Genomic DNA, 23,444 nt, shown 5'->3' with positions numbered 1-23,444 from the left:
GCCGACCCCCACCTTATTTCCGCAGTGCCCCATCGGGGAAGCCCCGCGGTCGGCCGATCATCCGATCATTTCCTCGGGCGCGGGCAGCACAGCCCGTACGGTGAAGCCGCCACCGGCGCGCGGGCCGGCCGAGAACGTGCCGCCGAGCCGCTCGGCGCGCCTGCGTACCCCGAGCAGACCCCGACCGGCGCCCTGGGTGCCGCCGCCGGACGCAGCGGGACCGGCGCCCTCGTCGCGGACCTCGATGGTGATGCCCGCGGCGTCGTAGCGCAGGCGGACCCCGACCGGCGCCCCCGGCGCGTGCCGGCACGCGTTGGTCAGCGCTTCCTCGATGATGCGGTACGCCACCACGTCGACCGGGCCGGGCAGCGGCCGGGGTTGCCCGGCCATGGTCCAGCGCACCGGTTGACCGGCGGTGAAGCCCTCCACCAGCGCGTCGAGACGGTTCAGGCTGGGCGCCGGATCGGACGGGTCGTCGGGCTCGTCGGCCCGGCCCAGCGCACCGAGCAGCTGATGGCCTCGCGCCAGCACCGTCCCACGCCACTGCGCGAACAACCCCATGCAGGTCAAGGTACGGCAGCCACCTGTGCGCCAACCCCCGGCGTCCCCGCAACGCGCCCACCCGGTCGGCGCTCTCGACGGCACCGCGTCGACGGGCCGCGTGCCACGGGCGAGATCTGCGTCGGGGCACACACCGGTGCGAGCGCTATACCTGTGGGTCATAGTTATGACTCACAGGTATGGCGCTCGCGGGTGACACCTCCCCAGCCTCGCCGCTCCGCCAGAGCCGACGAACCCGGCCGGTCGGGGCACACCCGGCCCGGCATGGTCGGCGCCGGAGCGGGAGGGGCCAACGTCGTAAGCGTCGACCCCTCCAGCCCTAGTCGGTCAGGGCAGGGTCCACTTCTGGTTGGCCGCGTTGAGGCAGGTCCAGAGGTGCACGATGGTGCTGTCGGCGGAGTTGTTGCCGGAGACGTCCAGGCACTTGCCCGACGACGGGTTGCGCAGGGTGCCGTCGGACGCGGCGGCCCAGTTCTGCGCGCCGCTGCCGTTGCAGGTCCAGAGCTGGATCTTGGTGCCGTCGGCGGTGCCGCTGCCGGAGACGTCCAGGCACTTGCCGAGCGCCTTGATCGTCGAGTTCGGCGTCACGGTCCAGGTCTGCGCCGCGCTGCTGTTGCAGGTGTAGATCTGGATCTGGGTGCCGTCGGCGGTGCCGGCGTTGCGCACGTCCAGGCACTTGCCGGCGAGACCCTTGATCGGGCCGACGCCGGTGCCGCCCCCACCGCCCTTGACCAGGGTGAAGTCGTCCAGGTCGAAGAGCCCCGTGCCGCTACCGGTGAAGGTGAGGTAGAGGTTCTGGGTGCTGGACGGAACGTTGGACAGTGCCGTGGAGACGTTGGCGAAGGTCGTCCAACTGCCGGTGTTGGGCACCGCGACCGTGCCGAGCACCGGGCCGGTGGCCGAACCGGTGCGCACCTGGATGGCGCCACCCGCGCCGCCGGAGACGACCCGGGCCGTGAACGAGGTGACCCCGGCCAGGTTGACCCCGTTGTACGCGGCCCAGTCGCCCGGGTCGATGTAGCCGACGGTCTGGCCACCGTTGGCGCCCGCCTTGGTGAACGCGGAGACACCGTTGGCCGAGCTGAACGTCTCGGCCTGGATCGTGCCGGTGGGCGGCGGCGTGGTGCCCAGCTCCTTGATCCGGATGTTGCGGAAGGAGGCGTCGTCACCGGTGCCGTGGTTCTGGATGCCGATGTGACCGGCCAACGAGCGGACCGGGTTGGTGTTGGTGAAGTCGTTGATCTTCACGCCGTTGAGGAAGATCTGTAGCCGCTCGCCCTCGACCAGCAGCTCGTACGTGTTCCACTCCCCCGCCGCGTTCAGCGCCGCGTCTCGGGCGGCGATGTCGGCGGACTTGAAGGTGTAGACCGCGCCGGTGGTGCGGTCGACCGCGTCGGTGGCGTCGATCTGGATCTCGTAACCGTTGTCGACCGCCGACCACGGGTCACTCGACGGTGGGAACCCGATGAAGATGCCGGAGTTGTCGTCACCGGCCAGCTTCCAGTCCAGCTTCAGCGAGTAGTTGGTGAACTGCTTGGCGTTGTACCAGTACAGCCCCATGCCGCCGACCGAGGTGAGGGTGGCGTCGGTGTTGGTGAAGCTGCCCGGGCCCGCCTGGGACCAACCGGCCGTCGAGCCGTTGAACAGCGGGGTGTAGCCGGTCTCGGGCCGGCAGTCGGCCTTGCTCCGACCGGAGGCGTACCGGATGCCGCCGAGCAGGTGGTTCCGGAACCCCGCCTCCGCGTACGACGCCTGGGTGTGCCCCGCACCGGTGTAGAAGGACCGGCCGCCGCTGTAGCTCTTGCACCAGCTCAGCGGGTGGTCGGCGCCCATCCCGCCGCCGGAGTACGACGACTCGTCGAGGGTGGCCAGCACGTGGGCGCTCGACCGGGCGTTGGTGCGGTAGTTGTACCACTCGTCGGTGCGGGTCCAGGTCTGCGGCAGGTGAGCGGTGGCCGCGTGGCCCCGGTCCTCCACCTTCATGTTGGCCTGCTGGATCGCGGGGTGCGAGGCGAACCACGCGCCCACGAGGTTGCCGTAGAACGGCCAGTCGTACTCGGTGTCGGCTGCGGCGTGCACACCCACGTACCCGCGGCCGGAGCCGATGTACGACTCGAACGCGGTCTGCTGGCTGGCGTTGAGCACGTCGCCGGTGGTGTTGAGGAAGACGACCGCCTCGTACTGGTTGAGGTTGCTCGTGGTGAACGCGGCGGCGTCCTCGGTCGCGGTGACGGTGAAGTTGTTCGCCGCGCCCAGGTCGCGGATGGTCTGGATGCCGACCGGGATCGCGTCGTGGCGGAACCCAGCGGTCTTGGAGAAGACCAGCACGTCGTACGGGGCGTCGGCGGCGCTGGCCGGGGTGGCCGGGGTGGTGCAGGCGATGACGGCGAGTGCGGCCATGGCCGCACCGAGGACGGGTCGCAGGCGTCTGCGCATATCGCTCTCCTAATTGCGGTTAGGAGGGGCCCCTCGCCTCACACTAGGCGTTGTCGAAGGGCCCCTCCCGCCAGCTCAGGGCAGGGTCCACTTTTGGTTGGCGGCGGCGGTGCAGGTCCAGAGGTGGACCACCGTGCTGTCAGCGGAGTTGTTGCCGGAGACATCGAGGCACTTGCCCGACGACGTGTTGCGGAGCGTGCCGTCGGCCTGGGCCGCCCAGTTCTGCGCGGCGGTCCCGTTGCAGGTCCAGAGCTGGATCTTGGTGCCGTCGGCGGTGGCACCACCCGACACGTCCAGGCACTTACCCAACGACTTGATCGTGGAGTTGGGGGTGACCGCCCAGGTCTGCGCGGCACTGCCGTTGCAGGTGTAGATCTGGATCTGCGTGCCGTCGGCCGTGGCGGCGTTGCGCACGTCCAGGCACTTGCCGCCGAGGCCCTTGATCGCCCCGGCTCCACCGGCCGGGGGCGTCCCGGTGACGAAGGTGAAGGCGTCCAGGTCGTAGAGCGCCCCGGTGCCCGACCCGGCGAAGGTCAGGTAGAGCGTGGTCGTGCCGGTCGGCGGGTTGCTGATCGTCCCGGTGACCGTGGTGAAGGTTTCCCAGCCGCCGGTCACCGGGACCGTGGCCGAGCCGAGCACGGTGCCGGTGGCCGAGCCCGCCCGGACCTGGAGGGTGCCACCGGCACCCGCCGAGGAGACCCGGGCGTTGAACGAGGTCACGTTGCCCAGCCGGTACGGCTGGAACGCGATCCAGTCGCCGTTGTTGATGTCGCCGACGGTCTTGCCACCCTCGGCCGGGGTCTTGCTGAACACGTTGATCCCCGACGAGGTGCCGTAGAACTCGGCCTGACGGTGCCGCGGCGGCAGCGTGTGCTGGGTGTGCGTGGTCAGCCCACCGGCGTCGGTGTACTCGGCGTCGAAGATCGCGAAGATGTTCGCCGCGTCGTCGTGCTCACCGTCGACCGGGATGGTGATCGAGCCCGAGCAACCGGTCTTCGAGGTGATCTGGTGCCCGTGCTGGTCGTGCCCGAGCACGTAGGTCATCTTGACCTTCGTGCAGTCGATGGTGCCGTCCTCCGGGTCGGACACCGTGATGCTGTACGCCACAGTGTCCCCGAAGCCGAACAGCTGACCGTTGCCCGGGTTGTTGATCGTGACCGTGGGCGCCGTGTTGCCGACGCTGATCTGCACGCTGCTGCTGCCGGTGGCGCCCTGCGGGTCGCGCACCGTCAGCGTGGCGGTGTAGGTGCCGTTGGCGCTGTAGGTCTTCGTCGGGTTGGCGGCGGTCGAGGTGGTCCCGTCACCGAACGCCCACGCGTAGGTCAACGCGCCGCCCTCGGGGTCGGCCGAGCCGGCCGAGGAGAACGTCACAGCGAGCGGGGCCGCGCCAGAGGTGCGGTTGGCGCTGGCCTTCGCGGTGGGCGCCCGGTTGCCGCCGCCGACGTAGTCGAAGCGGTAGAGCGCCGAGTTGGCGTCACCGTTGAAGTAGCCGGTGCCGTAGTCGAGCACGTAGTAGGCGCCGTCCGGGCCGAACGCCGAGTCCATCACCTGCTTGCCGACCCACGGGAAGGTGTCGATGGTGCCCCGGGAGCCGTCGGAGTTGACGTGGATCGGCTTGATCCAGCCTCGGCCGAACTCGGTGGCGAAGAACTGCCCGTCGAACGACTGCGGGAACTTGGTGGTGGAGGTCGACGAGGCGTTGTACCGGTAGACCGGACCGCCCATCGGCGACTCGGAGCCGCCGCCGAACTCGGTCGGGGTGCCGGCGTCGCCGGCGTACCGGATCCAGGCCGGCTGGGCCGGCGGCAGGGTGGTCAGGCCGGTGTTGCGGAACGAGTTGTTGGTCGGCCCGCCGGTGCAGTTGTACTTCGCGCCGCTGGCGCTGGTCGCGAAGTCGAACTCGTTGTACGTCTCGGTGCTGGTGTTGGTGCCGGTGCAGTACGGCCAGCCGTAGTTGCCCGGTGCCGCGACCCGGTTGAACTCCACCTGGCCGGACGGCCCGCGGGTGGAGCTGGTGGAGCCGGCGTCCGGCCCGTAGTCACCGACGTAGACCACCCCGGTGGCCTTGTCCACGCTGATCCGGAACGGGTTGCGGAACCCCATCGCGTAGATCTCCGGCCGGGTCCTGGCCGTGCCGGGGGCGAACAGGTTGCCCGACGGGATCGAGTACGTGCCGTTGGCGTTCACCTTGATCCGCAGGATCTTGCCGCGCAGGTCGTTGGTGTTGCCGGCGCTACGCTGCGCGTCGTACGCGGGGTTGCGGTTGGTCCGCTCGTCCAGCGGCGAGTAGCCGGACGACTCGAACGGGTTGGTGTCGTCGCCGGTGGACAGGTAGAGGTTGCCGGCGGCGTCGAAGTCAATGTCCCCACCGACGTGGCAGCACACGCCCCGGCTGGCCGGAACGTCGAGCACGTCGACCTTGCTGGCCTGGTTGAGCGTGAAGTCGGAGTTGAGGGTGAACCGGGAGAGCCTGTTGACGCCGTTCCAGGCCGAGAAGTCGGTGCCGGTGGCCGGCGCGTCGCCGCCGGGGGTGGAGAGCGGCGGAGCGTAGTAGAGGTAGATGTAGCGGTTGCTGGCGAAGCCCGGGTCGATCCCGACGCCCTGCAACCCCTCCTCGTCGTGCGTGTAGACCGAGAGGGTGCCGATCACGGAGGTGGTGCCGTTGGCGTCGGTGCGGCGCAGGGTGCCGTTGCGGGCGGTGTGCAGGACCGAGCGGTCGGGTAGCACCGCCAGCGACATCGGCTCACCCATGTCGGTCACGCCACGGGCCAGCTCGACCTGCTGGAAGTCGCTGGCGACAATCGTGTGTGCCTGGGCGGGGGCGGAGCCGGCGGCGAAGGTGACCGTGCCGGCGGCGACCGCCAGCAGCAGCGCGGATCCGGCGGAGAACCATCGTCGGGACCGTTGTCTGGGAGCGTCCTTCATGGACATCTGTGCTGTCCCTTCCTGACGTGTGACTGCCAGGCCGGGCGCGCGCCGTCGCGCCGGATGCCGTAGCGGTGGTGGGGGTCGATGGGTTACCGCGCCGCCGGTTCACCTCGACGAAACATTGTCGTGTTGGTCACGACACTAAGTCGCACGTGTCGATGTGTCCATACCTTCCGGCGGTTCAGCATCAACTTTTGTCGATTTGATCGAAAGTCGCCGGTCAGGCGCGTCGGTCGATCGCCTGCCCGGCCAGCGCAACCAGTGCCACGCGGGCCTCGTCGGCCACTTCGGCGTTCTGCAGGGCGGCGAGCGCGGCCTCGGTCCGGACCCGGATCATCTGCTCGATCCGCTCCCGCGCGCCGGTCGCCTCGATGATGTCGCGCAGCTCCGCCGCGCCCTCGGCGTCCAACGCCGGATTGCCGAACAGCTCCCGCAACCGGATGGTCTGCGGCCGGTCGGCGGCGCTGCGGGCCAGCGCCATCATGACGGTGGGCTTGCCCTCACGCAGGTCGTCCAGGACCGACTTCCCGGTGACCGCCGGGTCACCGAACACGCCCAGGACGTCGTCGCGGAGCTGGAACGCGTCACCCAGCGGATCACCGAACTCACCCAGCGCGGCGATCAGCTCCGGCCCCGCGCCGGCCAGGGCCGCACCGATCTGCAACGGTCGGGTGACGGTGTACCGGGCAGCCTTCATCCGGATCACGGTGAGCGCGCTGGCCACCGAGCCGTCACCCACACCCGAGACCAGGTCCAGGTACTCCCCCGCGATCACCTCGGTACGCATCAGCGCGAACACGCCGTACCCCCGGTGCACCTGCTCGGTGCTGAGCCCGCACTCGTGGAACATCTGATCCGACCAGGCCGCGCAGAGGTCCCCGCAGAGCAGCGCGGTGTTGCGGCCGTACGCCTCGGGGTCACCGCGCCACGACGAGCGGGCGTGCAGGTCGGCGAAGAGCCGGTGCACCGACGGCTCACCCCGGCGGCGGTCGCTGCCGTCCAGGATGTCGTCGTGGATCAGCGCGAACGCGTGGAACAGCTCCAGGGCCGCCGCGGCCACCACGATCGGGGTGCCGTCGGCCGCCCCCGCGCCGCGCCAGCCCCAGTAGCAGAAGAGCGGCCGTAACCGCTTGCCGCCGGCCAGCACGAACCGTTGCAGCGCGGTGAACACGCCCCGCGGCGCCCCGTCCGGCCAGTCCGGGCCCTGCCGGCTGAGAAACCCGGCCAGCTCCGCGTCGAAGCGCGCCCGCAGCTCGCTGGCGTCGGTGGGCGCGACGGTGACCGTCATGAGCCCTCCCCCGACCCGCCCGCACCGCCAGGGCTCAGCCCGGCCAGCTCCAGCAGCAGCGCCTTGACCTCGGTCGCCGCGATCTTGTCCCGGGCCGCGGTCGGGTCGGAGCAGAGCAGCACCGGGCCGTCCGCCGGGTCGTCGGGCAGCCGCCCGTGCGAGCCCCGCACCGCCCGCGCGCCGGCATCGAGGCCGACAGCGCTCATCAGGTACCGCATGCCGAGCTTCTTTCGGGCCAGGGCGACCCCGGCCCGGGCCTTCGCCGCACCGGGGTTGGCCGGGTCGAAGAACAGCTCCGCCGGGTCGTAGCCCGGCTTCCGGTGAATTTCCACGAGCCGGGCGAAGTCCGGTGCCTGGGCGTCGTCCAGCCAGTAGTAGTAGGTGAACCAGGCGTCCGGCTCGGCCACCAGCACCAGCTCACCGGCGCGCGGATGGTCCAGCCCGTGTGCCGCCTTGCCCTCAGCGTCGAGCACCTCGGCCACCCCGGGCAGGCCGGCGCAGAGCTTCGCCACCGCCGGCACGTCGGCCGGATCCTTGACGTAGACGTGCGCGATCTGGTGGTCGGCGACCGCGAACGCCTTCGACGTCCACGGGTCGAGATACTCCATGCCGGCCTGGGTGTGCACCCGCAACAGGCCCTCGGCGCGCAGCAACCGGTTGACGTCCACCGGCCGGGACACGTCGGTGATGCCGTACTCCGACAGCACCACCACTGTGGCGTCCCGGGCCCGTGCGGCGTCCAGGAGCGGGCCGAGCACCGCGTCCAGCTCCGCTGCCGCCGCGGCGGCCTGGGCCGACGAGGGACCGAAGCGTTGCAGGTCGTAGTCCAGGTGCGGAACGTAGACCAGGGTCAGATCTGGTGACACGTCGGCGAGGATCTGCTCGGCCGCCTGGCAGATCCACCGCGACGACGGCAACCCGGCCGTCGGCCCCCAGTAGGTGAAGAGCGGGAAGGTGCCCAACCGCCCGGTGAGCGCGTCGTGCAGCTCCGGCGGGTCGGTGTAGCAGTCCGGCTCCTTGCGCCCGTCGGCGTAGTAGACCGGGCGGGGCGTCACCGTCCAGTTGACGTCGGCGCCCATCGCGTACCACCAGCAGACGTTGGCCACTGTGTAGCCGGGTTCGGCCCGACGGGCGGCCTGCCAGAGCTTGTCCCCGCCGACCAGCGCGTTGTGCTGCCGCCACAGCAGCACCTCACCCAGCTCCCGGAAATACCACCCGTTGCCGACGATCCCGTGCCCGCTGGGCTGCTCGCCGGTGAGGAAGGTGGACTGCACCGAGCAGGTCACGGCGGGCAGCACGGTGCCCAGCTCGGCCCGAAAGCCGCCGTCGGCGACCCCGCGCAGTCGAGGCATGTGCGCCAGTAGTCGTGGCGTCAACCCCACCACGTCGAGGACCACCAGTCGCCGGCTCATCGCGTCACCCCCATGCTCATGGTTCGTTCTGCGGTCAGGCCGAGGCCGACCAGTTCGTCCCGGGCGAAGGCCAGCTCCGCGGCGATGCCGGCGGCCAGCTCCGCGTCGGTGCCCGGCCGTCGGGCGGCCGGCAGCACCCCCCAGGTGTACGTCTCGACGTCGAGGTGGTCGCAGCCGGCGGTAGGGCCGTCGAAGAGCGCTCTCAGGGCCGCGCGGAGCACCGGCAGTGTCGAGCCGAGCGGTTCCTCGGGTGGGGCGTGCAGCGGCACGTGGTAGTGCACCCGCCACGGCCCCGGCAGCGCCCGGTCCAGCGCCTCGTCCAGGTCGTCGGCCGCGTACGCCGGGTCGGCCGGGTCGGCCAGACCGGCGCATCCGGCGCCCCGGGTCTGGTGCAGGAAGCGCGGCTCCACCCAGCGACGCAACGCCTCGGCCCCGCCCTCCGGGTCGGCGGCCTCGACGGCGGCCGAGACCTGCACCTTCACCACCGGCAGCCCGGCCGCCCGCAGTCGTTGCAGCGCCTCGGCCGGCTCCTCCCAGGCGCAGGCCAGGTGGGCCAGGTCGAGGCAGACACCCAACCGATCGGTGTCCATCCCGGACAGCAGCTCGGCCGCCTGACCGGTGCTCTCCACCACACAGCCGGGCTCCGGCTCGAAGGCGACGCGCACCTCGCGGCCCGTGTCCCGCTGCACGTCGGCCAGGCCGGCGGCGAGCTGGTCCAGTCGGCCTCGGGCCGCGTCGGCCCGGCCGGTGTCCCACGGTTGACGCCAGGCCAGCGGCAGCGTGGAGATCGAACCTCGGGCGGCGTCGTCGGGCAGCAGATCGGCGAGCACCCGGGCCAGGTTCACCGTGTAGGTCAGGCGCTGCTCGGTGGTCCAGTCCGGGTGGTACACGTCCTGCTTGACCACCGGGGCCTGGAAGGCCGCGTACGGGAAGCCGTTGAGCGTGACCACCTCCAGGCCGCGCGCGTCCAGCTCGGTGCGCAGCCGGCGGCGTAGCGTCGGGTCGGCGGCCAGCTCGGCGGCGACCGGGGCGGCCAGCCACAGGCCGAGCCCGAGCAGGTCGCTGCCGAGCGCCTCGCGGACCGGCACCGCGTAGGTGTCCAGTTGACCGAGAATGCCGGCGAGGTCCTCGGCCGGGTGAACGTTGGTGCAGTAGCCCAGGTGGACGGTCTCGCCGCCGGCATGTCGTAGCCGCATCAGCTGCCGCCGCGCAGGATCGAGTTGCCGGTCTGCGGGTCCACGGCGGCGGCGGCGTCCAGGTCGCTGAGGTCGAGCCGCCCCGACTGCCCGTAGAACTCCACCGGGTTTCGCCACAGCACCTTGTCGACGTCGTCGTCGCTGCAGCCGGCCGCGAGCATCGCCTCGCCGGTCGCCCGGGTCAGCAGCGGGTCGGAGCGCCCCCAGTCGGCTGCCGAGTTGACCAGCATCCGGTCCGTGCCGTACTCCCGCAGCAACTCCACCATCCGCTGCGGGGTCATCTTGGTGTCGGGGTAGATGGAGAAACCCAGCCAGCAGCCGCTGTCGCGGACCAGCTTCACTGTCACCTCGTTGAGGTGGTCGACGACCACCCGACCCGCGTCGATGCCGGACTCGGCGACCACGGCGAGGGTCCGCTCGCAGCCGCGCGCCTTGTCCCGGTGCGGGGTGTGCACCAGGGCCGGCAGCTCGTACGCCACCGCGAGGGCGAGCTGCGCCGCGAACGCCTCGTCCTCCTCGGGCGTCATCGAGTCGTACCCGATCTCGCCGACCGCCACCACCGCGTCCTTGTCCAGGTAACGGGGCAGCAGGTCGAGGACCGGCCGGCAGCGCGGGTCGTTGGCCTCCTTGGGGTTCAGCGCGATGGTGGCGAAGTGGCGCACCCCGAACTGCCCGGCCCGGAACGGCTCCCAGCCGATCAACGAGTCGAAGTAGTCGGTGAACGAAGCGGCGCTGGTGCGCGGCTGACCCAGCCAGAACGCCGGCTCCACCACCGCGCGCACTCCGGCGGCGGCCATCCGTTCGTAGTCGTCGGTGGTGCGTGAGGTCATGTGGATGTGGGGGTCGAAGATGCGCATTCACGCCTCCCGGGGCAGTGCGGCGGTGAGCCGGTGGAGCAGGTCGTCGGCGTCGGCGGGCAACTCCCGGCCGGCGGCGTGCCGTTCGGCGGCCAGCGCGGCCAGCATCGCGGTCAGCTCGCCGTCGGCCCGGGTGTCCAGGTCGGCCACGTTGGCCAAGGGGACGCCGCTGAACACGCACTTGAGCACCGCCTGCCGCCAGGCGGCCTGGTCGAGGTGCCGGGCGTACGGGCCGAGCGCGGCGGCGACCAGCCGGGTGTCGTTGGTCCGGATCGCGTCGTGCAGCAACGGGACCCCGTCGGCGCCGATCGGCAGCAGCGGCAGGGCGCGCAGCACGGCTCGTCGCTCGGCCGCGTCACCGTGTTGGTAGAGACGCTCGGCGTACGCCGCGTGCTCGCCGGGCAGGCTGGTGAGCAGCAGCACCCGGGCCGCGTCGTCGGCGGTCCAGCCCGGGGCGTCGGGCAGCGCGGCCCGCCCGCAGCGTCGGCCGACGGCGGGAAAGAGCCGGGTGATCGCGGTGGGCTCGGTGGTGACCCGGCGCAGCGCCGTGTCCAGCCACTCGGGATCGGGTACGCCTCCCAGCGCGGCCCGTAGTGAATCCGGTGTCATCCCGTCTCCTCCCCTTGTTGCTACGCAGGCACCCCAGGAATGTCTGCGGGCAGTTCGTCCTTCGCACGGCCGGCCAGTGCGGCGGAGCGCAGGAACTCGATCGACCGGGCCGCCACGGCGGGTGCGGCGTGCGAGTCGCGGGGCAACTCCACCGCGACCAGCCCCTGATAGCCGGCGGCTGCCAGGGCGGCCAGCACCGGCGGAAAGTCGATCTCCCCGACGCCGAACTCCAGATGCTCGTGCACGCCCCGGCGCATGTCGTCGATCTGCACGTTGACCAGGTGGTCGGCCACCTCGGCGACGCACCGCGGCACCGGCCAGGGCTCCAGGCACCGGCAGTGACCGATGTCGAGGGTGATGCCGAAGCGGGCCGGGTTGTCGAGAGCGGCGTGCAGCCGACGCCAGTCCGCGATGTCCTGCACCAGCATGCCCGGTTCCGGTTCGAAGCCGAGGGTGACGCCGGCGGTGTCGGCCGCGTCGACCACTGTGGCGCAGCCGGCCACCAGCCGGTCCCAGGCGCACTGCGGTGACACCGACTCGGGTCGGACACCGGCCCAGAACGAGACCGCGTCCGCGCCCAGGTCGGCGCCGATCCGCACGGCCCGGCGCAGGAACTCGATCCGCCGGGTCGGGTCGTCGTGCAGCAACGTCGGGGCGTGCTTGTGCCACGGGTCGAGCAGGTAGCGGGCACCGGTCTCGATGACCACCGCCAGGCCCAGCGACTCCAACCGTCGACCGACAGCGGCGACCCGGCGGGTGAGCCCGGGCGCGAACGGGTCCAGGTGGTCGTGGTCCAGGGTGAGCGCCACCCCGTCGTAGCCGAGGTCGGCGATGACGGCGAGCGCGTCGTCGAGGCGGTGGTTGGCGAAGCCGTTCGTGCCGTACCCGAGGCGCAGCGTGGTCGCGTCGGCGGCCGGCGTACCGGGCCGGGGCTCGGGGACGCTCATGTCGGGGAGACCTTCCGGGCCAGCCGTCGACCCAGCGGCGCGGCCGCCGCGACGGCCACCCCGAGCAGACCTGCTCCACCCCGTGCGGTGAGGGCCCCCTGGAGGGCTGGCAACCCGGTGATCCCGGCGCCGACGGCCGCGCGGACCCGCCCGGCCGACGGGTCCCGGACCACCTCGGCCTGGGCCGCGCCGTACCGGGCGGCGTACCAGCCGGCCAGCACTGCGGGCAGCACCGCAGCGACAGTGGCCGACCGGCCGCGTCCCGCGCGCACGCCGGTCCCGCCGACGGTCTCGGCCCGGTCGGTGGCCCCGGTCTGGTTCGTCGTTCGGCGGGCTGTGCGTCGGGCGCCCGGCACGGCGACGGCGGCACTGGCGGCGACCAGCGCGGTGCCGGCGAGGGTGCGCATCGGCAGGGTGGCGTCGGCGCCGGTGACCTCCCGGCGGGACAGCGCGGTGACCGTCCAGGTGTGCGCGGCGACGGTGGCCGCCGCCGGCAACGCCCGGGTCATCCGGCCGCCGGACGCGCCGAGCAGCACGTCCAGCCCTCGGCAGGCGGCCATCACGGCCGGGCCGGCCGCGGTGTTCTTGGCCAGCAGGTCGTACCCCCAGATGGTGGCGGCCAACGGCACGGCGAGCGCGGCGGCGCGGCGACCGCCCACGGCGGCGGCCAGGCCGACGCCGGCGGCCGTGAGGCCCGCCGCGAGACCGACCGCGGCGGCCGGGGTGACCCGCCCGCTCGGGATCGGCCGCTCGGGCCGTTCCTCGGCGTCCAGACGCCGGTCGGCCCAGTCGTTGGCGGCCATGCCGGCCCAGTAGAGCAGCACCGAGGCACCGGCCAGGGCGGGGGTACGCGGGCTCAACGCGCCGGCCGCCGCGGCCCCGGCGATCACGTCACCGGGCACCGAGAGCGCGGCCGGCGCCCGGACCAGCTCGGCGAGATCAGCCAACGTTGTCATGGTCACCGTCCCCGCTGTCGTGCAGTCGCCGGGTGAAGGCGGTCAGCCGGGCCCACTGCTCACCCAGCGAGTGGGTGGGCGCGCCCAGCGGGTCCTTGAAGAAGAAGCCCAGATCGGCCAGCGGCCCCACCTGCCCGGCGGCGTGCGCGGCGGCGGTGAGTCGGGCCAGGTCGAGCACCAGTGGCGCGGCCAGCGCGGAGTCGCAGCCGTGCCAGGTGAACTCCATCCGCATGCCGGTGCCGAGGAATCCGCTGAAGGTGATCAGATCCCAGGCGGTCTTGAAGTCGCCCAGCTCCTCGACGTACTCGATGCGGGTGCCGCCCTGCGGGACGTAGCCCAGCGTCTCGCCGAGCACCCGCTGCTTGCTCTGCACCTTCGCCGCGTTCGCGGCCGGGTCGGCGAGGGTGGCGCCGTCGCCACCGCCGAGCAGGTTGACCCCGGACCAGGAGCCCACGGCCAGGTTGCGCATCGCGAACATCGGCGCGAGCACCGACTTGACCAGGGTCTCCCCGGTCTTGCCGTCGTGCCCGGCGTACGGCAGTCGGGCCTCCTCGGCCAACGCGGCCAGCGCCGGCAGCCGCAGCCCGGTGGACGGGGTGAAGTCGACGTACGGGCAGCCGGCGAGCACTGCGGCGTACGCGTAGAGGGAGCTGACCGGCAGCACCTCGTCCGGACCGTCGAGGGCGGCGCGTAGCGCGACCGGGTCGGCGTGCGCGGGGTGCGGTCGAGGGGCCGGCTCGGTGGCGGAGACGTTGACCACCACCACCCGGTCCAGCTCGTGCCGCTCGCGGAAGCTGGTCAGGTCGCGGACAACGGCCTCGGCCCGGTAGGCCTGGGTGTCGCCGACCGGCGCGGGGCGCAGTTCCTGCTCGACCACGCCCAGCTCGTCGCGGAGCGCGGCGACCAGCCGCCAGGGGATGACACCGGCGTCAGCGAGGGCCTCGGCGCGCTTGCACAGTGGAGTGGTGGCCAGGTCGTGTCCGCCGAAGACCAGGTCGGCGAAGGCCGGCAGGGCCGGACCGCGCAGCTCGGGAAGCTCGGTGACGCAGCCGGTGGACCCGGCCAGGCCGGCCCGCAGCGCGAGCCCCCCGACGATGCTGGTGGTCGCGACGGAACCGCGCGCCCCTACCAGCCAGACACCTGTTCGCATGGTGCTCCTTCCCCATTCACGAGGAACCGTCGGTAGCGCTAAATATAGGAATATCAGAATATGTTTCGGAAAGATACGGCCCGGTTTCGGAAAGTTTCGGGCCGGGTGGATGGGCCCCGTCCGCTCGCCCCGCACCGGAACAGCACCGGCTTCCGACGTCGGCGTCGGCGGCGACGACGCCGGACCGGATCCCGGCAGGTGCGAGCAGACGGGGCTGGTAGGCAGGGTCGGGTCGGCGTCTCGACCCTGCCTCCCCCGCATCCGGCCGGCCGGGGCACTGGCATGCCCTGGCCGGGCGTCTCAGGCCGCCGCGCCCACCGGAACACCGACCGAACCACGACCCGCCGGGAATCGGCGAGCGGATGCGGTACGGGTGGGGGCGGCGGCGGGCGGTGTCATCAGGTCCTCCGGAGGTCACCGGTGGTGGCGGTCCTCCGGTGCGGCCGGGGAATCCCGGTCCGGTCGCACCGGACGACCGTCCTGCTCGTGCGCCACCGGGCCGTAGGGCCCGGCTGCACGCTCTCCGATGCCGACCTCTGTCCCGGCCACGGGGCGCAATCCGTGGCTGGTCCCTCGCCGGTCGGCTTCGGAAAGCCGGTCGGGCGACGGCGGTGCGAACACCGCCGCCGCGGATGGTCAATGGTCAGACGGCCGCCGCGGTCAGCGTCGGTTCCACCTCGGCCCAGGAGGAGCCGAGCTCCGCCGAGCGGGCCACCGCGTCCAGCACCAGCTGGACCTGCAACGCGTCGGCGAAGGAGGGAGTCGGGTCGACACCGGTGGCGACCGCCTCGATGAAATCGCGCATCTCGTGCGTGAACGAGTGCTCGTAGCCGATGATGTGGCCCGGGGGCCACCACGCCGACATGTACGGGTGCTCGCCCTCGGTCACCAGGATGCGGCTGAAGCCCTGCTCCACGGCCGGGCGGGTCGCGTCGTAGAACTCCAGCTCGTTGAGGCGCTCCAGGTCGAAGACCACACTGCCCAGCGAGCCGTTGATCTCGACGCGCAGCGCGTTCTTACGGCCGGTCGCGAAGCGGCTCGCCTCGTACGTGGCCAGGGCGCCACCGTCGAGCCGGGCCACGAAGACCGCGGCGTCGTCGACGGTGACCGTCCCGGTGGGCGCCGAGTGGCCGTCCACCGAGGCCGCCAGACCGCTCGACTCGGCGGGCAACGGCCGCTCCTTGACGAAGGTCTCGGTGACCGCGCTGACGCCACTGATCCGCTGACCCGTGACGAACTGGGTCAGGTCGATGATGTGCGCACCGATGTCACCGAGCGCGCCGGAGCCCGCCCTGTCCTTCTGCAACCGCCAGACCAGCGGGAACTGCGGGTCCACGATCCAGTCCTGCAGGTACGTCGCACGGACGTGTCGAATCACCCCGAGCCGTCCGTCGGCGACCAACTGGCGCATCATCGTGACCGCGGGGACCCGGCGGTAGTTGAACCCGCACATCGACCGCACTCCGGCGGCCCGGGCGACGTCCGCCGCAGCGGTCATCGCCAGTGCCTCCTCCACCGAGTTGGCCAACGGCTTCTCGCACAGAACGTGCTTGCCTGCGGCCAACGCGGCGAGAGCGATCTCGGCGTGACTGTCGCCCGGGGTGCAGATGTCGACGACGTCGATGTCGTCCCGGTTGATCAGGTCACGCCAGTCGGTGGTGTACGCGTCCCAGCCGAGTGTGTCGGCGGCGTCAGCCACCTTCGCTGTGTCTCGGCCGCAGATCAACGCCATCCGGGCCCGTGCCGGCAGGTCGAAGACGCGGTTCACGGTCCGCCACGCCTGTGAGTGCGCGGCGCCCATGAACGCGTAGCCGACCATGCCGACCCGCAGTTCTCTGTCTGTCGTGGACAAGGTGGGTCTCCCCCCGGTATGTCAGAACCCGAGCTTGTCGTAGCTGCTCGCGTTCTCCTTGGTGATCGTCTCCGAGGCCAGGGTCACTTCCTTGGGCACCTGCAGCTCCGTCAGGTCGCCCAGGCCCCGGCCCTGCGCGATGAGTCGCGCGAGGGAGACCGCCGACGAGGCCATCGACGGGTTGTAGGTGACAGTGGCCTTCAGCACGGTGTTGTCGGCCTTGATGGCGTCGATCGCGAGCTTGGAGCCCGCGCCGCCGACCATGAAGAACTCCGACCGGTTGGCCTGCTTGATGGCCGCGAGCACACCGATGCCCTGGTCGTCGTCGTGGTTCCAGATGGCGTCGATCTTCGGCAGCGCCTGGAGCAGCTGGGCCGCCTCGCGCTGGCCGCTGTCGGAGGTGAACTCGGCCGAGCGTCGGTTCCTCACCGTGAACCCGTAGGTCGCCAGGGCGGCCTTGAAGCCCTCGCTGCGCTCGACGGTCAGCGGGATCTCCAGACCGGCGATCTCACCGATGACCGGGTTGGCGACGCCCTTGTCCTTGAGCATCTTGCCGATGTAGTGCCCGGCCGAGACGCCCATGCCGTAGTTGTCGCCCTTGATGACCAGCCGCGAGGCCAGCGCGTCGGGGAACGCCCGGTCGAGGTTCACGATCGGGATGCCCGCCTGCATCGCCTGGAGGGCAACCGCGTTGACCTCCTTGCCGTCGTGCGGCAGCACGACGATGATGTCCGGCTTCTGGGCGATCAGCGTGCCGAGAGTCGAGCGCTGGGCCTCGGAGTTCGAGCCACCGTCGACCTCCTTGAACTCCACGTCCGAGTATGCAGCGGCCTGCGCCTTGGCGTTGGCGTGGATCGCGCCCATCCAGCCGTGGTCGGCGGCCGGGGCGGAGAAGCCGATGACGACCTTCTTGCCCGGGGCGTTGTTGCCTTCGCTGTTTCCGGCGGCCTTGGTCTGGGTGCTGGCAGCCGGGGTCTCGTTGCTGGTGCAGGCGGTGAGGAGGGTGGCAGCGCCTACCGCGGCTCCACCGAAGAGCAACCGGCGGCGCGACAGGTCGCGACTGTGCTGGGTCATGAATGACCTCCTGGGAGCGGGATGTGACTTATTGAGGGTGTGCGAGGCCCGGCCACCGTCGAAGATCTCGACGTCGCCAGGACAACGGTGCGGTGCGTCAGGTTGCGGTGGTGACCCTGTTCCGCGCGAGGAGCCGAGTGACGGACTTGAACTGGAACTGCTGGACCAGGACGGCTGCGACGATGATGCCGCCCTTGACCATGTTCTGTGCCTCGATGGAGAGGCCGTTGATGGCGAAGAGGTTCGTGATGGTGGCGAAGATGATGACGCCGAGCAGCGAACCGACGATGGTGCCCCGGCCGCCGCTGAGCAACGTCCCGCCGATGATCGCCGCGGCGATCGCGTCCAACTCGTACAGGTTGGCCATCGCCGCCTGGGCCGAGGTCGCCTGCGAGGTGAGCATGATGGCGGCGATGCCGCAGCACAGACCGGAGAGCGCGTAGAGCAGCATGGTGTGCCGCCGGACGTTGATGCCGGCCAGCCGGGCCGCCTCCGGGTTGCCGCCGACGGCGATGGTCCGCCGGCCGAAGGTCGTCCGGTTGAGCAGCACCCAGCCGGCCAGCACGACCGCGCCGAGGATGTAGACGAGGATCGGAATCCCGATCACCTTGCGCGCCGCGATGTCGTTGATGAAGGTGCTGCTCGACACCTGGGTCTGCTTGTTGGAGATCGATGCCGCGAGTCCGCGCGCGGCCACCAGCATCGCGAGCGTCGCGATGAAGGGGACCAGCCGCCCGTACGAGATGAGCACACCGTTGACGAGGCCGACGCAGATGCCGACCGCGAGGGCGGTGAAGATCATGCCGCCGGCGCCGTAGCTCTGGGTGGCGACCGTGGTGCACCAGACCCCGGCCAGCGCGACGATCGCGCCCACCGACAGGTCGATGCCACCACCGATGATCACGAAGGTCATCCCGACAGTGACCACGCCGACGACCGAGGCCAACTGGAGAATGGCCAGGACGTTGTTCCAGACCCAGTTCGGGTCGCCGTACAGGTCGGGCTTGGTGATTGCGCCGACCACGATGAGCGCGGCCAGCACCCCGATCAGACCGAGGTTGCGCTTGGCGCCGTCGCCACCGTCACCCCGCCACCAGGAGAGCTTGCCCCCGGATCCTGCCTTGTCGCTGGCCACCGCCGTCTCCGCCGGATCCACCGGCGGCGACTGCGCCGGAAGCTGCGGGCGCTCCGGTGTCGCGGTGGGAGTGGGAGTCGCGTCGCTCATGCCGGTGCGCCTTCCATCAAGGACCCCGCCATCACGAGGTCAAGCACAGTGTTCTCGTCGAGTTCGCCGGCCGCGGCTTCGCGGACGACCCGCCCTTCCCGCATCACCAGCACCCGGTCGGCCAGACCCAGCACCTCGGGCACCTCGCTGGAGACCAGCAGCACCCCCACGCCCTGAGCGGCCAATGCCCGGATGACCTGGTAGAGCTCGGCCCGGGCGCCCACGTCCACGCCCCGGGTCGGCTCGTCGAGAAGCAGCAACTTGGTGCCGCCGAGCAGCCACCGCCCGACCACCACCTTCTGCTGGTTGCCGCCGGACAGCGTGCGTACCGGCCGGTCGACGTCCCGGGGCCGCAGCTCCAGGGTCTCCGCGATCCGGTCCGCCTCGGCGCGTTCCTTGGCGGCGTTGGTGAAGCCGAGCCGCGAGTACCGGCCGAAGGTGGCCAGCGTGACGTTGCGGTAGATCGGCTCGCCGAGCAGCAGCGCCTGGCTCTTGCGTTCCTCCGGGGCCATCCCCATGCCGGACCGCACCGCGGCGCCGACGCCGGGACGCAGCACCTTCCCGTCCATCCGCACCGTGCCGGCCTCCGGGAGGCGGGCACCGTAGATCGTCTCCAGCAGCTCGGAGCGGCCGGAGCCGACCAGCCCCGCGATGCCCACGATCTCCCCGGCACGCACGCTCAGCGAGACGTCGGCGAACTCGCCCGCGCGGGTCAACCCGTCCACCTGAAGCAGGTCGGCGCCAGCGGTGTCGTCGGTCGGCCGGTCCGGGAAGACGTACTCGATGGTGCGGCCGGTCATCCGGCTCACCAGGTCGCGGGTCGGGGTGTCCCGCGCCGGCAGGTTCGCCGCGGTGGTCCGGCCGTCCTTGAGTACGGTGACCCGGTCGCCGATCTCGCGGATCTCCTCCAACCGGTGGGAGATGTAGATGACGGCGATGCCCTGCGCGGTCAACTCTCGGATGATCCGGAACAGGTTGCCGACCTCGTCGTGGGCCAGCACCGCGCTCGGCTCGTCCATGATGATCAGTCGGGCCTCGTGCGACAGCGCGCGCGCCATGCTGACGATCTGCTTGCCCGCCGCCGGCAGGGACCGGACCATCCGCCCCGGCGGGATCTCACCGTGGCCGAGCCGGCTGAGGATCTGCCGGGTGTGCCGGGCCATCTGGCCACGCCGGACGAACCCGAAGTTGCGGTACTCGTGCCCGAGGAACGCGTTCTCCGCCACCGACAGGTCCTCGACGAGGTCGAGCTCCTGGTAGATGGTGGCGATGCCGGCCTTCATGGCGGCCTGCGGGTTGGCGAACGTGGCCGGCTCGCCACGCCACTCCACCAGGCCGGAATCCGGTTGGTGCACCCCGGCGAGCACCTTGATCAGGGTGGACTTGCCGGCGCCGTTCTGCCCGAGCAGGCAGTGCACCTCGCCGGCACGCACCTCGAGCTGCACGCCGTCAAGCGCCCGTACGCCGGGGAAGGTCTTCACCAGGTCGGTGAGGCGCAGGACCACCTCGCCCGCGGCGGTGTCGGCGGGAGCCTCGACCAGCGGCGCCTCGGCGACGGCCTCGGCCGACGCGGTGGCGGGGTCATCCTCGGGCAGAGCCACAGTCTCCTCCTCGCTCACGACGGAATCTCGAACAGCTTCATGCGGCTTCCCCGAAGGCGACGTCGCTCGCGAGCACCGCCGCGCCGGCGACGCCGGCACGGCCGCCCAGCTCGGACAGGACGACGGGAAGGTTGCCGGTGGCCAGCGGCAGTGACCGGCGGTAGACCACACTGCGGATCTCGGCGAGCAGGATGTGGCCCAGCTGGGCCAGCCCGCCACCGATCACGATCATGGACGGGTTAGTGAAGCTGACCAGGCCGGCGAGCACTCCGCCGACGCGCCGTCCGCCGTCGCGGATCAACTGGATGCAGGTCACGTCGCCCTCGACGGCGCCCTCGGCGACGTCCAGCGCGGTGACGACACCCCGCAGCGCCAGCCGCTCGGCCAGCGCCGGCGACGTGCCACTGCGGGCGGCGGCTGCGGCGTCCTTGGCCAGCGCGGCGCCGCTGAACAGCGCCTCCAGGCAGCCGACGTTGCCGCAGGAACACATCGGACCGTGCGAGTCGACCTGGATGTGCCCTATGTCGCCGGCACATCCGTCGGTGCCCCGGTAGACCTCGCCGGTGAGGTAGATGCCGCATCCGATGCCGGTACCGATCTTCACGAAGAGGAAGTCGTCCACCGAGTGGGCGACCCCACCGTGCCGCTCGCCGATCGCCATGATGTTGACGTCGTTGTCGACCACCGCCGGGCAGCCGTGTTCCCGGCTGAGCAGCTCACGCACCGGGAACCGGTCCCAGCCCGGCATGATCGGTGGTGAGACCGGAACGCCGTCGCGGAAGCTGACCGGGCCGGGTACGCCGATGCCGACCGCGTCCAGTCGCTCGTACGCGCCGTCGACCCGGGCCTTGTGCAGCAGTTCATTGACCCGTTGCAGGGTCACCTTCGGGCCGTTGCGGATGTCGGCTGGCTCGGCGTAGTGCGCCACCGGTTCGAGGCGGCCGTTGACCACCTCGACGTCCATCGAACTGGCGCCGAGGTCGACCGCGGCAAAGCGCAGCTTCGGGTTCAGCTCGACAAGAGTGGAGCGACGCCCACCGCGGGAAGCGGCGAGCCCGGCCTCGGCCACATAACCCAGCGTCACCAGGCGATCCAGCTCGGCCAGCATGCGTGGACGCGGCATCTGGAGCCGGTCGCCCAGCTCGGCCCGGGACACGGCGCCCTCGTCGCGGAGCAGCCGCAACAGGCGCACGTGTAAGGGGTCGGCGGTGCGCACCCGGGGCCCCCTCTTCTTTGGCAGCGTTCACATCGACGCAATGTCGATGTGTTGTGTCCGACACAGTAGGAGCGGTCGGATCGCCTGTCCAGAGCTTCGGCTGTTCCGACGCTAACTTTTGCTCAAACGGACAGAAGTTTCGGTCGCGCTTGCGACGGGATGGACCGACTTCGCTGCGCACCCTCGCCGCACCGGCACCCATCGACCGGGCGAGGCGACGGCCGAGCCCGCCCCGTACCTCACCGCGCCGACGCCAGCCTCCGGGCGCGCCCGACGGGCGAGCGCCACCATCATCGGCCATCATCGGTGTTAATCGGTATCGATGCGCTCAAGCAGCGAATACGCCACCGAGACGCATGCCAGCGGGCACGCCAACTCGCCGGTTCCACCGTCGCCGCAATTGCAAAGGACGTTGACAGTCGTCTACATGGTCGTTAACGTTCCTGGGCATCGACAGCGACGGGGCGAGTCGCGCACCGCAATTATCCAATCGCGATGACCTTCCGTTCTGGCGTGCCCGAATACCCCGACGGGAAGGACCCAAATGAATCGACCGACGCGCTTTGTCGCGGCCGTGTCCGCAGTAGCGTTCATCGCGCTGTTCTCACCATCGGCAGCCCAGGCGGCGCCGTCGTCGACCGGCTCCGACCTTGGTGTTGCGGCCGCAGCACCCGTCCGGCAGGCCGCTCCCAGCGCTGCTGAGGGCGACTTTGGCACCCTCGGAAACTGCACCGCCGGCATCTTCTGCGGCGAGGTGAAGAACCGGCTCGGCCGATCCATCAAGCTTTCCGGAAACTGGCCGACCAACAGCAAGACGATGTGGTTGCCGGCCGGCCAGGGCAGCGCATCCGATTCCAGGTACTACTACGACTTCCGGGACACCGACGGATTCCAGGTGCCCAGCGGTTACATTTACTACGACAGCGTGGGTAACAAATATTACCCCGGCTGGCACAAGGTGAACGACCTGCAAGTAGTCACGCTCAACGGCTGGTGCCTCACCTCAGCCTGCAGCTGACGATCGGCTCCACAACAGGAGCGTCCCTGGCCGCCGGGCCGGCACGGGCCCGGCAGCCAGGGACGCGTCGCCTCAACCGACCGAACCGCGTTGGTTGCGCTTCTTCTTGAGCTTGCGGTCGTCGCGCAGCTCGACGTACGGCTCGTCGTCCACCGCGTGGCCGGCCGAGATGGCGCGGCCACGCTCCAACTCCGCGTCGAACTCCGCCCCCAGCAGGATCGCGATGTTGCTCAGCCAGAGCCACACCAGGAAGATGATCACCCCGGCCAGCGTTCCGTACGTCTTGTTGTACGAGCCGAAGTTGCTCACGTAGAAGGCGAACAGGCCGGAGATCACCAGCCAGATCACCACGGCCAGCACGCCACCCGGGCTGACCCAGCGGAAGCCGCCGTGCCGCGCGTTCGGCGAGGCCCAGTAGAGGATCGCGAACATCAGGCTGACCAGGATCAGCAGGACCGGCCACTTGGCGACGTCCCACACCGTGACGGCCGTCGAGCCGAGCCCGATCACGTCACCCACAGTTTCGGCGAGGCGGCCCGTGAAGACCACGATCACCGCGCTGACCAGCAGTAGCACTCCGACCACCGCGGTCACGCCGAGCCGGATCGGCAGCGTCTTCCAGATCGGCCGGCCCTCCGGCACGTCGTAGATGGTGTTGGAGGCCCGCATGAACGCACCGATGTAGCCGGACGCGGACCAGAACGCCGCCAACAGACCGATGATCGCCGCGATGCTGGCGAGGCCACCGTTCTGGTCCGCGGTGCCGATCGCATCGGTGATGATCTGCTGGATGCTGTCGTTCGGGACCGCCTGGTTGACGGTGTCCTTGACGCCCTCGGTGGCGCTCTCGCCGAGCAGGCCGAGCAGGGAGATCAGCACCAGCAGCCCGGGGAAGATGGACAACACCCCGTAGTAGGTCAGTGCCGCGGCCCAGTCGGTGAGGCTGTCGTCCTGGAATTCGCTGATCGTCCGGCGCAACGCCGCCTTCCAGCCGCTGCCCGGCAGGTCGGTGGGGCTGTCCGGGCCCGCGTCGGGCCCGACCGGCGTGGTGGCGGGATCACGCTCACGCTGGGCGGAAGACTCGTCCGAGGCCATCGCCCCTCCTCCTGGTCGGCAGT

General features: G+C 71.0%; 18 protein-coding genes. 1 reads left to right on the top strand and 17 read right to left on the bottom strand.

Annotated features, from left to right (window positions below; genetic code table 11):
• Positions 1–57: 57 nt before the first annotated feature.
• The 16 genes from ABTW72_RS18150 to ABTW72_RS18075 form a co-directional block, all read right to left on the bottom strand.
• Entirely contained in the window at positions 58–561 is a 504-nt protein-coding gene (locus ABTW72_RS18150) for a sensor histidine kinase (protein WP_350860158.1), read from the bottom strand.
• Between the two features lie 327 nt (positions 562–888).
• Positions 889–2,997: a ThuA domain-containing protein gene (locus tag ABTW72_RS18145; protein ID WP_350860156.1), complete on the bottom strand. Its 2,109-nt coding sequence runs from the start codon at positions 2,995–2,997 to the stop codon at positions 889–891.
• Positions 2,998–3,072: 75 nt separating this feature from the next.
• A complete protein-coding gene (locus ABTW72_RS18140) occupies positions 3,073–5,928 on the bottom strand; it encodes a PQQ-dependent sugar dehydrogenase (RefSeq protein ID WP_350860154.1) in 2,856 nt (951 codons plus the stop codon).
• Between the two features lie 217 nt (positions 5,929–6,145).
• Positions 6,146–7,213: a polyprenyl synthetase family protein gene (locus ABTW72_RS18135; RefSeq protein ID WP_350860152.1), complete on the bottom strand. Its 1,068-nt coding sequence runs from the start codon at positions 7,211–7,213 to the stop codon at positions 6,146–6,148.
• The gene (locus ABTW72_RS18130) at positions 7,210–8,625 is read right to left on the bottom strand and encodes an alkaline phosphatase family protein (RefSeq protein WP_210783903.1); all 1,416 of its coding nucleotides are present in this window, start codon (positions 8,623–8,625) and stop codon (positions 7,210–7,212) included. Before ABTW72_RS18130 ends, ABTW72_RS18135 begins: the two co-directional genes overlap by 4 nt.
• Positions 8,622–9,821, bottom strand: coding sequence for a metabolite traffic protein EboE (gene eboE, locus ABTW72_RS18125; RefSeq protein ID WP_350860150.1), 1,200 nt, complete (start codon positions 9,819–9,821; stop codon positions 8,622–8,624). The genes ABTW72_RS18130 and eboE overlap by 4 nt, the downstream gene beginning before the upstream one ends.
• Positions 9,821–10,678, bottom strand: coding sequence for a TatD family hydrolase (locus ABTW72_RS18120; protein WP_350860148.1), 858 nt, complete (start codon positions 10,676–10,678; stop codon positions 9,821–9,823). Before ABTW72_RS18120 ends, eboE begins: the two co-directional genes overlap by 1 nt.
• Positions 10,679–11,287, bottom strand: coding sequence for an EboA domain-containing protein (locus ABTW72_RS18115; protein WP_350860146.1), 609 nt, complete (start codon positions 11,285–11,287; stop codon positions 10,679–10,681).
• A 20-nt stretch (positions 11,288–11,307) separates the two neighbouring features.
• Positions 11,308–12,234: a sugar phosphate isomerase/epimerase family protein gene (locus tag ABTW72_RS18110; protein WP_350860144.1), complete on the bottom strand. Its 927-nt coding sequence runs from the start codon at positions 12,232–12,234 to the stop codon at positions 11,308–11,310.
• On the bottom strand, positions 12,231–13,190 hold the full coding sequence (locus tag ABTW72_RS18105) for an SCO3242 family prenyltransferase (RefSeq protein ID WP_350860142.1): 960 nt from the start codon (positions 13,188–13,190) through the stop codon (positions 12,231–12,233). The genes ABTW72_RS18110 and ABTW72_RS18105 overlap by 4 nt, the downstream gene beginning before the upstream one ends.
• Positions 13,174–14,340 (bottom strand): inositol-3-phosphate synthase, encoded by a 1,167-nt coding sequence (locus tag ABTW72_RS18100; RefSeq protein ID WP_350860140.1) that lies wholly within the window; start codon positions 14,338–14,340, stop codon positions 13,174–13,176. The genes ABTW72_RS18105 and ABTW72_RS18100 overlap by 17 nt, the downstream gene beginning before the upstream one ends.
• Before the next feature lie 643 nt (positions 14,341–14,983).
• Positions 14,984–16,159, bottom strand: a complete 1,176-nt coding sequence (locus ABTW72_RS18095; protein WP_502892223.1) for a Gfo/Idh/MocA family protein — start codon at positions 16,157–16,159, stop codon at positions 14,984–14,986.
• 54 nt (positions 16,160–16,213) lie between these two features.
• A complete protein-coding gene (locus tag ABTW72_RS18090) occupies positions 16,214–17,266 on the bottom strand; it encodes a substrate-binding domain-containing protein (RefSeq protein ID WP_350860137.1) in 1,053 nt (350 codons plus the stop codon).
• 97 nt (positions 17,267–17,363) lie between these two features.
• The gene (locus ABTW72_RS18085; RefSeq protein ID WP_350860135.1) at positions 17,364–18,491 is read right to left on the bottom strand and encodes an ABC transporter permease; all 1,128 of its coding nucleotides are present in this window, start codon (positions 18,489–18,491) and stop codon (positions 17,364–17,366) included.
• Entirely contained in the window at positions 18,488–19,996 is a 1,509-nt protein-coding gene (locus ABTW72_RS18080) for a sugar ABC transporter ATP-binding protein (RefSeq protein WP_350860486.1), read from the bottom strand. Before ABTW72_RS18080 ends, ABTW72_RS18085 begins: the two co-directional genes overlap by 4 nt.
• A 133-nt stretch (positions 19,997–20,129) precedes the next feature.
• Complete coding sequence (locus ABTW72_RS18075; RefSeq protein ID WP_350860133.1) at positions 20,130–21,308, bottom strand: ROK family protein; 1,179 nt, start codon at positions 21,306–21,308, stop codon at positions 20,130–20,132.
• A gap of 544 nt (positions 21,309–21,852) precedes the next feature.
• On the opposite strand from ABTW72_RS18075, the gene ABTW72_RS18070 reads away from it, so the two are divergent.
• Positions 21,853–22,326: a hypothetical protein gene (locus ABTW72_RS18070; protein ID WP_350860131.1), complete on the top strand. Its 474-nt coding sequence runs from the start codon at positions 21,853–21,855 to the stop codon at positions 22,324–22,326.
• Between the two features lie 72 nt (positions 22,327–22,398).
• Here the strand turns inward: ABTW72_RS18070 and ABTW72_RS18065 are convergent, their stop codons facing one another.
• On the bottom strand, positions 22,399–23,421 hold the full coding sequence (locus ABTW72_RS18065; RefSeq protein ID WP_350860129.1) for a YihY/virulence factor BrkB family protein: 1,023 nt from the start codon (positions 23,419–23,421) through the stop codon (positions 22,399–22,401).
• Between the last annotated feature and the right edge of the window lie 23 nt (positions 23,422–23,444).

This window comes from Micromonospora sp. NPDC127501, from assembly GCF_040302185.1.
Taxonomy (GTDB): Bacteria; Actinomycetota; Actinomycetes; order Mycobacteriales; family Micromonosporaceae; genus Micromonospora.
Note: the sequence above shows the minus strand (reverse complement) of the source record. Positions and strands in the feature narration are given on the sequence as shown.